Here is a 15,194-nt window from a genome sequence, read left to right on the forward strand (position 1 = left end):
ATATTTCGCTTTTTAAATACCTAGCCATCCGTATTTATCTCTTATCGTGTTTGTTGTTCCACAACAATATGAACATTTTCATATGTTATGATACTTAATGAAGGTTCTAACTGTATATCCTTCATTATTTATCGATCTAATCAGGAATCGGACCTAGTTCTTATCCGATGAATGGTCCACTAAATTATCAAATCTAAATTTAAACGACGGATTCCCAGGTAGAAATACTGGGAATCCGTCGTAAGCCTATTTTAGAATTAGCTTATTTAAAGGGATCCTTATGCCATGTATTATCCCCCATTATCCTATCAATAATATGTTGTGATTCCCAAACAGCTGCGATCTCTAATCCTTCGCATTCTTTTATGTCAGCAGGTTTAATCTCACCCTTGTAATAAATTGAATACTCACCTGTAAGTTGATCAATGACACATGCAGGAGCCTCTTCTTCATTAACAAATGGTCGGTTTTCTACTACAGGCCAATCACCTCATTTTAGAACATCATCATAAACCCCAACAATAAATTGATAATTCTCTTGCTGCGCTTATCCTCAAAGGTGTTTCCCATATAGTTATAGATGGCTATACTTGCATCTTTAAATCTTCTTCCAAATGCAAATTTACCATTTGGCAGAGGTATGGCATATAGATCTCCCAATTTAATGCGCTTGCGTTTTGTATTTTTCAGGGTTTTCCAAACTCCTTCGTAGCAGCTTTAGAATATGCGTACTTTCCAACAGTTGTTCATCTATTTGTTTGATAAGTATTTGGAGCTCTCTGCCAATCTATAAACCCGTCAGGTTCAAACCATCATACGTTTAGCTTTCTTTCCACCCAGAATTTGCACTTTCGTAACATCTAAGTCCTGATCCTAAGATTAATGAAAACATGTATGAGACTATTTCAAGGTATTCACTTGCTCACGGATCTTCTTTATAAAGTCATTTAAATCGTACTCATGTTTATGTTTCAATTTATAGCCCAAAAATATTTCATTCTTTACAATCATATCTCCGAAAACAACCTTAACCATGGAATTAGGCTGTTGTTGATTCAAAATATAAGTTGGAATAAGACTGATGCCCGCCCCATCTCCAATAACTCTTAATATCATATGAACATTTGGAATGATATGAACAGGTTTAATTAAGGGACGATTCCTGAAGTGTTCTCGCCAATATCTGCGTATAATAGGTAACTCCAATCCGTAACTGATCCATTGCTGTTTCAAAAGCCATTCTTCTCGAATTATTAACTCATTACTTACAGGTACATCCAAAGAATTCGGGGCAACTAAAACAAATTGTTCTTCTAAAAGCCTGGTGTATTCAATTCCTGGAGCCAGGAATTTCTTCGAGGTGATAATCACATCTACCCGGTCTTCTTTCAGAAGCTCTAAACATTGCTCTGCATCCCCAAAATAGGCTACAGTACTTACTTCATACTCGGATAGATTACGAAGAATGATTTCGCTATACATTTCTGGGGCAGACCCTATTTTCACAACGTTCATCGTCGGCAGTGAGGTTGATTTAAGTCCCATGGTTGCTTGTTCTAAGGCCTCAATAAGTGGGGCAACTTGTGAATACAATTCTTTTCCTCGTTCGGTTGGAATCATTTTCCGTGCAGTCCGCTTAAACAATGGTTCTCCAGTTTCAGCTTCCAGTGCAGCTAAATGTTGACTCATGGCTGGTTGAGTCATAATCCGTGCCTTCGCCGCTTCGGAGACAGAGCTATGTTTGTATATGGCAATAAAACTTCTGTACCACTCAAAATCGAGCATTAAAACATTCCTCCGATGTACTTAAGAGTCAATAATATGTTACCAACATACATCATACAAACATATTATTATAAAATTATTTATAATAATAATGAAATTTCATAATTTGATTTATGGAATTTGGTGACCTATGATAGCTTCATAACCATTAAGGAGGATTGAGAATGACTAAATACAAGGCTCTTGTCGTAGGTGCAACTGGTATTATTGGAAGCTATATTCTTGATCATTTAAGTATATTGGACGAATGGGATGCAATCGGTGTTGCAAGAAATATCCCCAAAAAGAACCCTGAACGTTATGTAAGTCTGGATTTATTAAATCCTGAATTGCTTAGGAATAAACTGGAACAAATCCGAGGCATCACTCATATCTTTTATGCTGCATATCAAGATTTCCCTGCACAATCTCAAGAACAGCTTGATGTGAATACAAGTATGCTGGCTAATGTCGTGAAAGCTGTTGAGGAGACCTCGAATTCATTGGACCGAGTTATTTTGATGCAGGGTGCAAAAGTATATGGGGTCCATCTCGGGAAATTTAAGACGCCTGCGAAAGAAAATGATCCAAGGCATCTTCCTCCAAACTTTTATTATAACCAGGAGGATTTTTTACGAACTCACCAAAAAGGAAAGAGTTGGACTTGGACGATTCTACGCCCTGATGTCGTTGCTGGTGTATCCATTGGTAATCCAATGAGTATTGCCATGGTTCTTGGCGTATATGCATCAATTTCCAAAGAGTTAGCCCTTCCACTTCGATTCCCAGGTAAAGAAAATGCTTATAAAGCACTAGTCCAATTTACAGATGCTTCTCTTCTTGCGCGAGCTTCTGAATGGGCAGCCCTTCAAAAACATACTGCACTTGAAGTTTTCAATATCACAAACGGAGACCTTTTCCGCTGGGAAGACCTTTGGCCAAAATTAGCTCAGTACTTTAAAATAGACGCTGGCCCGATACAGACGATTTCTTTGACAGAGCTAATGCCTTTACAAAAAGAAACTTGGGCCAGTATGGTTAACAAATATGATTTGCTGCAAACTCCATATGAAAAAGTTGCTGCTTGGCCATTTGGTGATTTTGTATTTGGATGCGACTATGATGTTATTTCAGATACTACAAAAATTAAGCAATTCGGTTTTCATGAAGTGATGGATACAGAAAAAGAATTATTTGCTGTTATGGATGAACTAAAAAAACAAAAACTCATTCCCTAAACTTAGTATTTCATATTACAATACAAATTCGAGTGTTTTGAGGGCGACCAATTGCTGATTCCGGAAATTGTAGATGCCGATACCGCTTTTCAAATGATTTCATCGATTGATATTGCGGCATTTGCCGTCATTGCCTTTAACTAGCCGGAGAAATTTACACGAGAAGTGGTTGAAATTGTCGGAGGTTAAATTTCCCTCCCATCCTTTGAAGGCCTTCTAAGAAATGTTTATACATTGGTTTACTGTCTTTAGTTCTGAAGAATCTCCATTCAACACTCCTCCAGTCAAGTGGACTACTTTGATGGATATATTCCCTCACTCGATCCCGTCATCACGGGCTACGGCGTCCGCGCTTAGGCCGCAAAAAAAGAATCCAGGTGCACCCGGATTCTTTTTTTGCGAACAGATATATTCTTTGGGGAAAGCATCCAAGCATTAATCTATGGTAGGCATTGGGTTATTTGGCTGGCCCCAAGTTAATCAGGGTGACATCAGACAATGTAATTGTCGTATCACTGTCTTCCGTCCCGGAAATGTTGCCCATGTCAAAAACAATTCGAGTATTCGCATAGCTTGGTTCGGTAGCTTCGAACTTGTAGGAATACTCTTGTTCCTCTGTGGACAGGTCCACTCGCTCTCCAAAAAAACCGTGCCAAGCATATTTGGCGGGAACGTCGACCCAGCCGATGCCCAATCCCATTTTTCGCGCCTTATCCGCTTTGGCTTTGAAGGTAAGTTTGTAGATATAACCTTGCTGAACGCCAAACCCTTCATTAATGACCTTTCGATCCCATGGATTGCTCCCTACTTGGCCGATTCGAGCTAGCAACTGTTGATTCGCAACACTAATTGCTAGATTTGCAGGATTGCCGTCTACGTACGTGAACCAGCCTTCGCTTCCTTTCGCAAAGTCGCCGTTCGGAATCAGATTGACAGACACCGGCTGTCCGCCCTGATCAGCGCCTGGATTCACTTCAAATAATGCCACGTTTTGGATCAACACGTTATGCGGTTTAGACAACGGATATCCCAATCCAAAGGCCAGCACGGCCTCTGAATCGGAAGTGCCTCCCATCGTAAATGTATACGCATACTGCTGCTTCTCCTCAGTCAGTTCCACCGTTTCTTCCATATACTTGGCGAATTCTCCGCCGCTCTGCGAGATCACGGCCTGCATTGATTTTGGATCGGATACGGAAGCCTCGAAGCTCAGCCGGTATGTCTTTCCGGCATCCAGCGCAAGTTGGCCTTGCTGCAATAACGCATCCCACCAATTTCCGATTGTCACTGGCAAGGCAATGCGGATGCCAGTTTGACCTTCATACGAAGCCGTGAGGTCGGCAGGAGTCAGTTCCCAATGGGTACGATCTGCTGCCAGCTCGCCATTCTTTAACTTATTCTGTGAAATGTCCAGCCAGTGTGTATTGTACTCATTGCCTTCAAAATTTACGTAATACTGGCTTCCCGCTTTCAGCGAAACCGGTGGTAAATAAACGGTTTTGTAAGTTTGCCAGCCCCCCGTGTCTCCAAGAAGAAGATCGGCGCTTGCAATCGTCGTCCCTTGTTCATCCTTGACGCTGAAGCGAACTTTTGAATCACTCTTAGCACTGGCTAACCGCGTGGAGAAAGCGTAAACTCCTTCGTTCGTCACATCGATCTTGTATTGCAGCAAGTCTCCTTCATCCATGTAGCTGACATGTTTGCCCCCTTCATCGGAGTTTTCTATTTGTAACCCTTGCATAATCCAGGCATCTACTGCAGGAATGTGCGTGTACCCATGAATCGTTACAGGTTTACCACGTTTCGTAAGGCGAACATTGTCTACATAGACCTTGCCCGTGGAACTGCCGAATAATAGACGAAGTTCGGACATTGCTGTAGCTGTACCCTCTCCGATCACAATCTCACCGGTGTAGTTCTTCATCTCTTGCCCAAGCCGGATCTGCTGTCCTTGATGAACCTGTACGACATGACCATCGCTGCTGGTCATGTCGATGTCCATTGTGCGAGGCGCATCGGACTTGGCGTCGAACGAGAAACCATAGGTTGTGCCTGCTTCCAGTTTCATATCCGGCTGAACCACAACTACTTGATCCGGCCGGCCGTTGGTTTGCGCAACATCAACCACGAGTTGTCTTTCCATGATCGGGAATTTCAAGAAGTTGTTTACGGAGACCTGGGCTTCCGCACCCGAATGGGTCTGAGTGGACCAGAATCCCAAACGGTTTTTGCCTTGATCAAACGTGCCGTTGAAGACGTAATTGCCATCCGGTAGCGCTTTTCGTTCTATCGGCAGTGGATCTGCTTCGCCAATTTCGATCAGTCTGACATTGGACACAGTCACGGAAGCGTCACTCAGTCCTAAATTGAATTCGAATCTGGCATTGTTGTCCGTACCATCCCGCATGTTGAAGGTGTATTCGTACGGGTTCCAATCCGTAGTTAAGGAGAAAGATTTTTCACCGGAATAGTTTGTCCAGCTTTTTTCAAACTGAGTCACTTTGGATCGTATCACCCGGTTTGCAGATGCCTTGGCATCAAACTGCACCTTATATTTTTTATTTTTCTTCACGTAGATCGGCATTTGCGTTAGTTGCACGGAATAATTTTCGGTTCCTGCCTGCGTGATCGTAACTTTCGCAGCTTTACCTTTCTGTTCATCCTCAACGACCTCTACCTTACCAGCCCCGCTGGCATTCGTGATGAATTTCCATTGGTTCGGCACACCATCAGCACCCAAACCTTCGGCAAAGCGTTCATTATAGATCTGGTTGCCATCCGCTTGAGGTTCGCGTTGTCGTTCAGGCTCGATCGGATTCGATGTTACGTCCGGCCATTCGTTCAGGTTTTTGTACGAATACACCCGGACGAAATCCACATTCATCTTTTCTGAGACAAACTCGCTTTCTGGTGATCCCGGCCAGTCTCCGCCTACCGCCAAGTTCAGGATCAGATAGAACGGACGATCGAACGGTGCTGGGAAGGTGTAACTCTCCGGCTGGCCCGCAGCTGTCGTCTGCCAGTTATTCACCTGATGATGCAGTTTCCCGTCAACGTAGAAGCGAATCAAACCTGGTAGCCACTCTACCTGAAAATCATGATATTCGTCTGCAAAGGACTTGCCTTCGGGCAATGTAAACTTCCCTTGATCATGACCGTGTGAACCGTCAGCCTTCACGGCATCATAGTGGAGTGTGCTGTATACTTCGTGTTCGGCCTCTTTGCCGCCGATCAACTCCATGATGTCGATCTCTCCGGATGACGGCCATCCTCCGTAATGGGCTTCATCCGTAGGCATCATCCAGATTGCGGGCCACATGCCTTTCTGTACAGGAAGTTTGGCGCGCACAACCACTTTGCCATATGTCCAGTCGCCTTTCCCCATCGTCATCAATTTGCCCGAGGTATACTCTTTGCCGCTCTTCGACTCCCGTTTTGCCTCGATTTGCAACACGTTTCGTTCGCCATCCTTGACGACGCGTGTATTGTTCGGGCTGTAATACTGCAATTCGTTGTTGTAGACGAGCCCGGTATCCTCAACGATCCATTTGGAAGCATCCACGGAAGACCCGCTGAATTCGTCGTTCCAAACCAGTTCCCATTGTTCATTCGGAATTGTCGTTGCAGGAATCGGCTTTTCACCTGCTGGATTTCCGGGAACGGATGGCGTCTGTCCGCTCGGTATCGACGATATCGGATCATTCGACCCATTGACGGGCGTTGATGGTTTGGATGGCACAGTCTGCTCAATTTCAGGCGTCATCATCGTGTGCTGCCCTGGAGTGATTTTTTTTCCGTTAACGAGTACGTCCGTTGCATCCACCTTCAGCAGCTTGATCTTGCCTTTTGTATTAATGCGGGTGTGCCGAGCTTTGTCCAAAATCGTAAGCGCATCGACGATGGTGTCGGAAGAAAGTTCAACCGTTGCTTTACGCAAGACAAGCATCTCTTCAACTTGACTGCCTCCTGCAATCTCCAGGTGTACTGGAACGGAAGCTTTGTCGACCACGACGCGCTTCAGTTTGGAGTTGCGGATAAGGATAGAGTGGCTTCCGCCGCCTTTCACGATTACGCTTCCGGTGACGGTCACACCATCCAGCGCCACGGTACCATCACCAATGCCTTCAGTTAGTAACAAGTTACCGTTTACGGTTGTGTTCTTTAACGTCGCGTCGGCAGACCGAACGATTAAATTACCCTCGACCTTGGATTCATACGTGCCCGGAGCGCTTATAACATCCCCAATCATAGAGGACAATAACATTGCTGCTTCTGCTCGCGTAATGTTCGACTGCGGAGTAAGTTTACCACTGTATCCGTTTACAATTTTCTCACTGATAAAATAACTGAGTGCTTTTCTGGCATACCCTGCTACATCTGTCTCATCTTTAAAACTTGACACTACTCGTTCATCTTCCTTGCCTGTCCATAACTGAAACGCACGATCCGCCATGACAGCAGCGTCTTGCCGGGTGATCGGTCGTTGCGGTGACAGGTGCGCTGCATCCGTTCCCTGGATGATTCCCGAGCCATTTGCCCGCATTAATGCATCATAGTACCAGTCCTCTTCATAAACGTCCGAAAAAGATGCTGATCGTGGACCGCCTGCAAATCCGAATACTCGGTCCAGCATCACCACAAACTCGGCCCGGCTGATGATTTCATTAGGCTTAAATGTGCCGTCCGCATAACCACTGGTCAAAGCAAGATCTTGCATGCGCGCCACGGCAGTTTCTGCCCAGTGTCCCGTCAGATCCTTATAAGGAGCGGAATGCAGGCTAGTCGCCTGCACATGTTCCGCCTCCGCTTGCTGCTGTGCGCTTTCTGCCCCGACAATTGCCGGATAAATCAGTGAAACCATCATGCTTCCTGCTACGAGACATGCCAATCCCTTTTTCAATCGTATTCCCCCTTCATCGTATTGTCATTGCCAGTCAGTGCTATTCTTTCACTGCCCCAATGACGATTCCTTTCACGAAAAAGCGTTGCAAAAATGGATAGACCAGCAAAATAGGCAATGCGCCGATAAAGATCTGTGCCGCGCGAACCGTACGCTGGGAGACGTTCTCCAGCATGGACGGGTCCACATTGATTTTACTGAGGTCTTGTTGCACGATAATCGTCTGAAGCAGCGAAGCTAGTGGATAATTTTTAACATCCGACATATAGATCATGCCGTCGAACCAGGAGTTCCATTGATACACCATGGTGAACAAGGACAGTGTGGCGATTGCCGGAAGGGACAGCGGGATGTAGACCAACACCAGGGTTTTGATATGACCCGCGCCATCCAGATAAGCCGCCTCCTCCAGTTCCTTAGGCAACCCCCGAAAGAAGTTCATCATGAGTATGACATTCCACACGGACAATGCTCCTGGCAGAATAAGCGCCCAGATCGTATCCATCAAACCGAGTTTCTGGATCAGAATATAACTCGGTATAAGACCGCCGCTGAATAAAATCGTGAAAACAAAGAACCACGTGTACATCGAGCGACCCTTAAAACTAATATCTTCCTTTGATAACGGAAAGGCCGTAATCAGCATAATGACCATCCCGATAATGGTAGCAATTACAGTACGTTTGACCGAGACCATCAAGGAGTTGATAAAGTTCGAATTGCCAAACGTCTTCACATAGGCATCAGTCGTAAACCCGATGGGCCAGAAGCTGACCAGATTGGAAGAGGCCGGTGCCATGCTGCTGAACGAAACAGCCAAAATATGAATGATAGGTAATATGCAGAGCAGCGATAACACTCCGAGAAAAATATAATTGGCAACACTGAATATTCGATACCCTTTTGTTTTGTAATACAAGCCCTTTTCTCCTCTCTAGAACACTCGGTAGTTAGCCATTTTATAAGCGAGTCGGTATGAGATAACAATCAAAATGGTTGCAACCACGGATTTGAACAACCCTACCGCTGTGGCAAAACTCATCTTGCCGTTCAGGATACCGAGTCGATATACGAAGGTATCGATAATGTCTCCTTTGTCATAAACAAGTGGATTGTACAGGTTGAACACCTGATCGAATCCCGCATTCAGAATGTTTCCGATGGAGAGTGTCATAAGTACTATGGTGATCGGCATCAGCGCAGGAATGGTAATATGCAGAGTCTGCTTGAACCGGTTGGCTCCATCCACTTCTGCTGCTTCATACAATGAAGGATTTATTCCTGCGAGAGAGGCCAAAAACACGATTGTTCCAAAGCCGAATTCTTTCCAAATATCACTAATTATAAGTGTTATGCGAAACCATGTTCCATCCCCCAGGAAAAATATCGGGTCCCCTCCCAGTGCAACAATAAGCCTGTTCACCATGCCTCCTTGCGGAGAAAGGATGTCAAGCAAAATCCCGCCCAAGATAACCCAAGAGAGGAAGTGAGGCAGATAAACGAGTGTTTGGCTTACTCTTTTAAAAGCGACCAAACGGACTTCGTTTAACAAGATTGCGAAAAGAAATGGTGCGACCAATCCTGCGACAATTTTGAAAAAAGAAATGATTAAGGTGTTCCAGATTACTTGGCCGACATCGGGATATAAAAACAAATATTTAAAATTGTCCCAACCCACCCATTTGGATTCTGAAAATCCAAGGTAGGGTTTGAAATCCTGGAAAGCGATAACAATCCCACCCATTGGTATGTACTGAAATACTACGGCCAGCAAAACCGCCGGAACGAGCATCATATGCAAGGACCAGTTTCGTTGTATATTCCAGCGCTTTTTTACCTTGATGGCCAGCCGCTTGCTCGGCGTTTCTATCGTATGTTCCTTCACCCCAACATCCCCCATGTTCTAAAAATTTATATTTTACAAGTCCGCAGGAACTTGTATATTAAAATTATAGCAACGGTCATTAGCGATCTATATCCTAATATTGCAACAACGATAACAATATTTTAATAAGTTGAGGAGGTTGAACGTTGCTCACCCGTTTGAATGTCTTTACCAAAATAACGCTGCTGTTTGTGATACTGCTTATTCTGGTTCTGTTTCTCTACACATACTCCAACAGAGAAAGCGTGCGTGTTATCAAACACGAGATTCAGAACAACACCATGAATCACTTGTCAACCTTTGCCGATTCTGTAGAATCCAATATATACCAACTATCCCTCTACGGAATGTCTATCGGACAGGATTCCAGCATTCAGGAGTACCAGCGCCCGGATTACAAGGATGTCCCCTATGAACGTGTCAAAGTCGGAAGTGCCATTTTGGAAAAAATGAATCTCTACAACGCGGCCAGCAAATGGCATTCGACTATCACGTTGTATTTTCCGCGTCTGCATAAAGTGATTTCAACGGACTATTATGCATTCATCCCGTACAGGGAAGATGAATTTACAGAACCGCTCTCGAAGTCATGGACGTATACCCATAATCAGTTTGAGTGGTATACTACGGAGCCAACTACAGCGATTGGCAAGCCGGGCAAGGCCAGATTAATTACCAAAATCAGCTTCCCTGTGCGTCACTTAACTGCCATGCTGGATCAGAACAAATTAAACAACAAAGGTGATCCCTTCATGTTTCATCCTGAGTTCGGCTTAATCACCAACAGCAGCGGAAAGGACACCCTGAATGCTGTCCAGTTCAAGCTGCAAGAGGCGAATTTACAGGCAAAAGGAGGATTCACCACCAAGATGAATCAAACGGAATACTATGTCTCGTATATTCAATCCGACAGTCTGGGATGGTACTATGTAGACTATGTTCCTATGCAGCAGATCCTAAGACCGATTACGAGCAGCCGTAACCTTTTTTACGCATCAATTGCTGTTCTGATCGCCATGAGCGTTGTTGTGTTGTATGTGCTGTATCGGAGTGTGCAACTCCCACTTCTTCAATTGGTGAAAGGAACGAATCGATTGTCGACCGGAGACTTTTCCGTTCGCCTGCATCATTCCTCACGCAATGAATTCAGCCTGTTGTTTGCACGATTCAACATCATGGCACAACGAATCCAGGAGTTGATTGAGAATGTGTACGAAGAAAAATTGAGGAGTCGCGAAGCCACGCTGAAACAGCTTCAATCTCAGATTAACCCGCATTTTCTCTACAATTGCCTCTTCTACATCAAGAACATGGCCAGGATGAAAAATGAAAAAGCAGTCGTAGCCATGGCTCTGAATCTGGGCGAGTATTATCGATACATAACAAGGTCTGAGAATGATCAGGCAACGATCAAGGAAGAACTGACGATGGTCAAAAACTATCTGGAGATCCAGTCGCTAAGGTTGGAACGAATGCATTTTACAATCGACGTGCCCCAAGATATTTTAGATAGGACCGTGCCCAGGTTGACGCTCCAGCCCATTATTGAGAACGCTATCATTCACGGGATTGAGCCCCGAATAGAAGACGGCGAGATCAGCATTCATGCAATTTACAAGAACGATATGTATACGATAACGGTCGAAGACAGTGGTCTTGGTATGACCGATGACCAACTCGATCAATTGAGGAGCAACCTTCACAAACCGCTCGACGGAAACATGGGTTGTGGTACCTGGAATGTCCATCAACGTTTGTATTTTCTGTATGGTGAAGGAGCAGGTCTGACTTATGAGCATTCGACCATGGGCGGAGTGAAAGTCAGCATCACATGGCACGACAATACCAACGAGTAGGTGACACTTATGTTACAGATTTTATTAGTCGACGATGAACGTTCGGTCGTGGAAACATTAGCCGAAACCATTCCATGGGAAAGCTGCGGAATCAGTGTAGTCCACGAAGCGTTATCTGGTGATGTAGCGCTCGAGATTATGGAGAATCACGACATAGATATCGTAATTACGGACATACGTATGCCGGAGATGTCTGGTATCGCCCTTATTACGGCAATCCACGAACGATGGCCGCATGTGCAGACCATCCTTTTGTCAGGATACGCCGATTTTGAATATGCGAAGCAGGCTATTGCAAAAGAAAGCTTTGATTATTTGCTGAAACCGGTGAGCGATGAAGACCTGATCGAAACCATGCAGCGTCTCGTGGACCGGATCAAGAAAAAGTGGGAAACCGCGGCGTCATACCAACGGGCATTAAATGCTTTTCAGGATAACCTGCCTTTATTGCAATCCACTATGCTTCATGAATTGCTGACGGGTAAAACCTATTCCTCAGCAGTGCTGGCAGACAAGCTCGAGCTGCTGGAACTACCCTACTCGATTGATGAAGATCTAGGTATGCTGGTCATACGTATGGAGGAACACTTGTCCGAAATGGCACACAGCGACCTCTCATTAATGGAATATGCCATATGCAATATCATTAGCGAAGTGACGCATAATCATTTTCATATCTGGCACACACGAGATGTTCATGATTATCTTGTCGTCCTGGTCAGTGTCAAACATTCCGGCGCCAAGAATTTTAACAAGGATGAGAAGCCGCAAACGCTGCTGGAGCATTATGCGGCCCAAATTCAAACGAACGTGCAGTTGTACTTGAAAGGCGCCATCTCCATCTCGGTTTCCCGTTGGGGCAAGTTTCCTTACGAAATTGGAGAAATATATGAGGGTGCCGTAAGGTCCATGCGAAAGCGGATGGGTCAAACACAAGGTTTGTTCGTGACGGCTTCGGATGAAACGGATGTCCATCCACTGCCAGCAATCCGTTCTCTCTACAAGCCGCCAACACTCATTAGTCTGTTGGAAGCCGGACGTTTCGACGATGTGGAACAGAAAATCGAGGTGATTTTTGAAGAGCTGCTGCATTCGGGAGAGCATCATGATATCGTGGAGACGACGATTGAAGTGTACCATGCCTTAGCCGGGGCCTTTGCTTATATAATCCACAAAAACGGGAAGCAGATCTCTACCCTCCTGCCCGCTGAAACATATCGGTATTTTCAAGCACCAAGTTATGGTACCGCACAGCAGTTGAAAGACTGGTCCATCCGGACACTCCATTACATAAGCGAAGATGCTGAACAAGAGCTGAAGGACAATCACAGCACCATCGTCCGCAGTGTCAAAAGCTTTGTGGACCTGCACCTGGCTTCAGACGTATCCTTGCCAGCGATTGCAGATCATGTTCACCTGCATCCTGTTTACTTATCCAAAGTCTATAAGGCAGAGACTGGAGAAGCCCTTACAGCATATGTATATCGATTACGAATGGAAAAAGCGGCCTATTATTTGCGGACGTCAGGCGCGAAGGTATTCGAAATAGCCGATCTTGTCGGATATAACAATACTGCATATTTCATACGTGTTTTCAAAAAGTTCTATGACCTTACTCCGCAAGAATACAGGGAGAATCTACCCGTCTGAACCTAACATCGTCCCGTCCATTTGCTATCTTAGCCGCTTTTCATGACGTATCTCCAAACAAGGCATTGCCGGAGATCTTCTCCAGCAATGCCTCTTCAAGTTGTTTAGCGCGTTTACAAAAATGCGGTGTTTTATTCGTTCTTATTTTCCGCTGGTTACAGACTGATACCACTCGTTCACTTCCTGCGTGATCTGATCCCCGCCAGAAGATTTCCACTTCTCAACAAAGGAGTCAAATGCGTCAATCGAAGTTTTCCCATAGATAATTTGAGCAAACATGTCCTTCTCCATCTTGGCTAATATATCATTGTTCATCTGCATGGTCATCGTAGGAGCGCCAGTGAACATCTGGCTGTAAACAATGTCCTTTTGATCCAAAACAATCTTGGCTGCCTCCAGCATCGGTGCCGGTACTCCAGAATTGATTTTTTTCTCGAAAGGCGTCGTGGCCTCTTCGCCGCCGGCAAGCTTCGCGAGCGTTGTCATGCTCAAATTCGGAATTCGTGCTCCGTCAAAGGTCAACGTGTATTTCTCAGGAGCATAACCGTCTGTAAGGCTTGCATCCGTAGAAGGTTTACCATCTACCATTACCCAATCATATCCTTCGGCGAAGCCATGTTCGAATTCATCGCCCTCCGGCGGATTGGCATAATGATCAAACAGATAATTTTGGTACGTGAAAAATGTTTCCGGGTTCTTCATATCCTTGTTAATCAGGATCACGCCGTTACCATTAGATGTACCATGTCTGCCTGCTTTGCCCTCAGGTCCGGCCGGAATCGGATACGCCTTGTATTCAGCTTCAGGATTATTTTTCTTCACGTCCTCCAGCGGCCATGACGGCATCCAGTGAGGCCCCACGACGATACCTGCTTTGCCTGCAGTAAACTCTTCAGCAGCCTTGGTCTCATCATATACGCCCGCTTCTTCAGGAATATACCCCTTGCTCATCCAATCTTGCAATGTAGCAAGAGCCTCTTTGGCGCCTGGCGTCACCGAGCCGTATTCAAGCTTTCCGTCTGCGGTCAGGTTCCACTGATTCGGCATCGTGCCATAAGCTCCAAAAATCCAGCCTGCATCAGACATCCAGGTATTTATCCAGTTCTTGAATCCGATCGTCAGTCCGAACGTATCCTTTTTTCCGTTTCCATCCGGGTCTTTATTTGTAAACGTTTCCATAATAACCTCAAGATCACTTAATGTTTCGGGTGCCTTCAGATTAAATTTCTTCATCCAGTCTTCCCGAACCCACATGACTGGGTCTCCGTTGTACGCATAATCCAGAATGGGAATACCGATTCGTTTACCGTCCTGCATGTAAGGATACCACACGGAAGGATCTTCATTCACAGCTGATTTCCATGCATCGCTCGCATATTTATCAAATAATTCGCCGGCATCGACAAACTTGCCGGTTTCGATCAACTCACGCACCAGATTGAACTCGCCGCGATACGAAATAATGTCTGGCATTTCTGCATTGGAAGCAAGCGACAGACGCAGCTTCGTTTCAAAAGCGTTATTGGTGGACGGAGATACCCACTGATTTTTCAGTTCAATCCCCAGCTTGTCTTTTGCCCATCGGGTATGAACGTTGTTGTCCTGATCCTCTCCCGACTTGAACTTCACATCTGGTCCCCACGGCCGCAAATATGTGATGCTCACTGGCGGATCATATTTTCCATCCTTCAATTCCAATGCAGTACTTGGTGCACTTGGCTCAGCTTCTTTGCTCGGCCCGCTGCTACTGCATCCACTCAGGACGGCTGACAACGCGAACATCCCTGCTAGCGCCAAACTACCTATTCGTTTCTTTTTGCTAGTGTCCAACCTTTATTTCCCCCTGTCTATGTAATGTTGTTTACAGAGTACATCATAATGAATAATCGATGTGTAAGCCC

General features: G+C 45.2%; 8 protein-coding genes. 3 read left to right on the forward strand and 5 right to left on the reverse strand.

Going from position 1 to position 15,194, the window contains the following annotated elements; translation table 11 throughout:
• Positions 1-900: 900 nt before the first annotated feature.
• The gene (locus BLS14_RS07070; protein ID WP_063563777.1) at positions 901-1,785 is read right to left on the reverse strand and encodes a LysR family transcriptional regulator; all 885 of its coding nucleotides are present in this window, start codon (positions 1,783-1,785) and stop codon (positions 901-903) included.
• A 164-nt stretch (positions 1,786-1,949) separates the two neighbouring features.
• Between BLS14_RS07070 and BLS14_RS07075 the strand changes: the two genes are divergently transcribed.
• Positions 1,950-3,002 (forward strand): SDR family oxidoreductase, encoded by a 1,053-nt coding sequence (locus BLS14_RS07075; protein ID WP_072733050.1) that lies wholly within the window; start codon positions 1,950-1,952, stop codon positions 3,000-3,002.
• A 457-nt stretch (positions 3,003-3,459) separates the two neighbouring features.
• Here the strand turns inward: BLS14_RS07075 and BLS14_RS07080 are convergent, their stop codons facing one another.
• The 3 genes from BLS14_RS07080 to BLS14_RS07090 are packed head-to-tail and all read right to left on the reverse strand — an operon-like array spanning position 3,460 to position 9,787.
• Positions 3,460-7,902 (reverse strand): carbohydrate binding domain-containing protein, encoded by a 4,443-nt coding sequence (locus tag BLS14_RS07080; protein WP_090950494.1) that lies wholly within the window; start codon positions 7,900-7,902, stop codon positions 3,460-3,462.
• A gap of 40 nt (positions 7,903-7,942) precedes the next feature.
• On the reverse strand, positions 7,943-8,821 hold the full coding sequence (locus BLS14_RS07085; protein ID WP_063563774.1) for a carbohydrate ABC transporter permease: 879 nt from the start codon (positions 8,819-8,821) through the stop codon (positions 7,943-7,945).
• A gap of 15 nt (positions 8,822-8,836) precedes the next feature.
• Positions 8,837-9,787: an ABC transporter permease gene (locus BLS14_RS07090; RefSeq protein ID WP_090950496.1), complete on the reverse strand. Its 951-nt coding sequence runs from the start codon at positions 9,785-9,787 to the stop codon at positions 8,837-8,839.
• A 146-nt stretch (positions 9,788-9,933) separates the two neighbouring features.
• On the opposite strand from BLS14_RS07090, the gene BLS14_RS07095 reads away from it, so the two are divergent.
• Both BLS14_RS07095 and BLS14_RS07100 read left to right on the forward strand, forming a co-directional pair.
• Positions 9,934-11,643, forward strand: coding sequence for a sensor histidine kinase (locus tag BLS14_RS07095; RefSeq protein WP_090950502.1), 1,710 nt, complete (start codon positions 9,934-9,936; stop codon positions 11,641-11,643).
• Between the two features lie 9 nt (positions 11,644-11,652).
• The gene (locus BLS14_RS07100) at positions 11,653-13,293 is read left to right on the forward strand and encodes a response regulator (protein WP_063563772.1); all 1,641 of its coding nucleotides are present in this window, start codon (positions 11,653-11,655) and stop codon (positions 13,291-13,293) included.
• A gap of 141 nt (positions 13,294-13,434) precedes the next feature.
• Here the strand turns inward: BLS14_RS07100 and BLS14_RS07105 are convergent, their stop codons facing one another.
• A complete protein-coding gene (locus BLS14_RS07105; protein WP_083584605.1) occupies positions 13,435-15,123 on the reverse strand; it encodes an extracellular solute-binding protein in 1,689 nt (562 codons plus the stop codon).
• Between the last annotated feature and the right edge of the window lie 71 nt (positions 15,124-15,194).

The organism is Paenibacillus sp. OK060 (assembly GCF_900101205.1).
GTDB lineage: Bacteria > Bacillota > Bacilli > Paenibacillales > Paenibacillaceae > Paenibacillus > Paenibacillus marchantiae.

What these genes read in the sequence shown, in the direction of transcription:
- BLS14_RS07075 (WP_072733050.1), top strand. Translation starts at nt 1,950, where the DNA reads ATGACTAAATACAAGGCTCTTGTCGTAGGTGCAACTGGTATTATTGGA.
- BLS14_RS07070 (WP_063563777.1), bottom strand. Translation starts at nt 1,785, where the DNA reads ATGCTCGATTTTGAGTGGTACAGAAGTTTTATTGCCATATACAAACAT.
- BLS14_RS07100 (WP_063563772.1), top strand. Translation starts at nt 11,653, where the DNA reads ATGTTACAGATTTTATTAGTCGACGATGAACGTTCGGTCGTGGAAACA.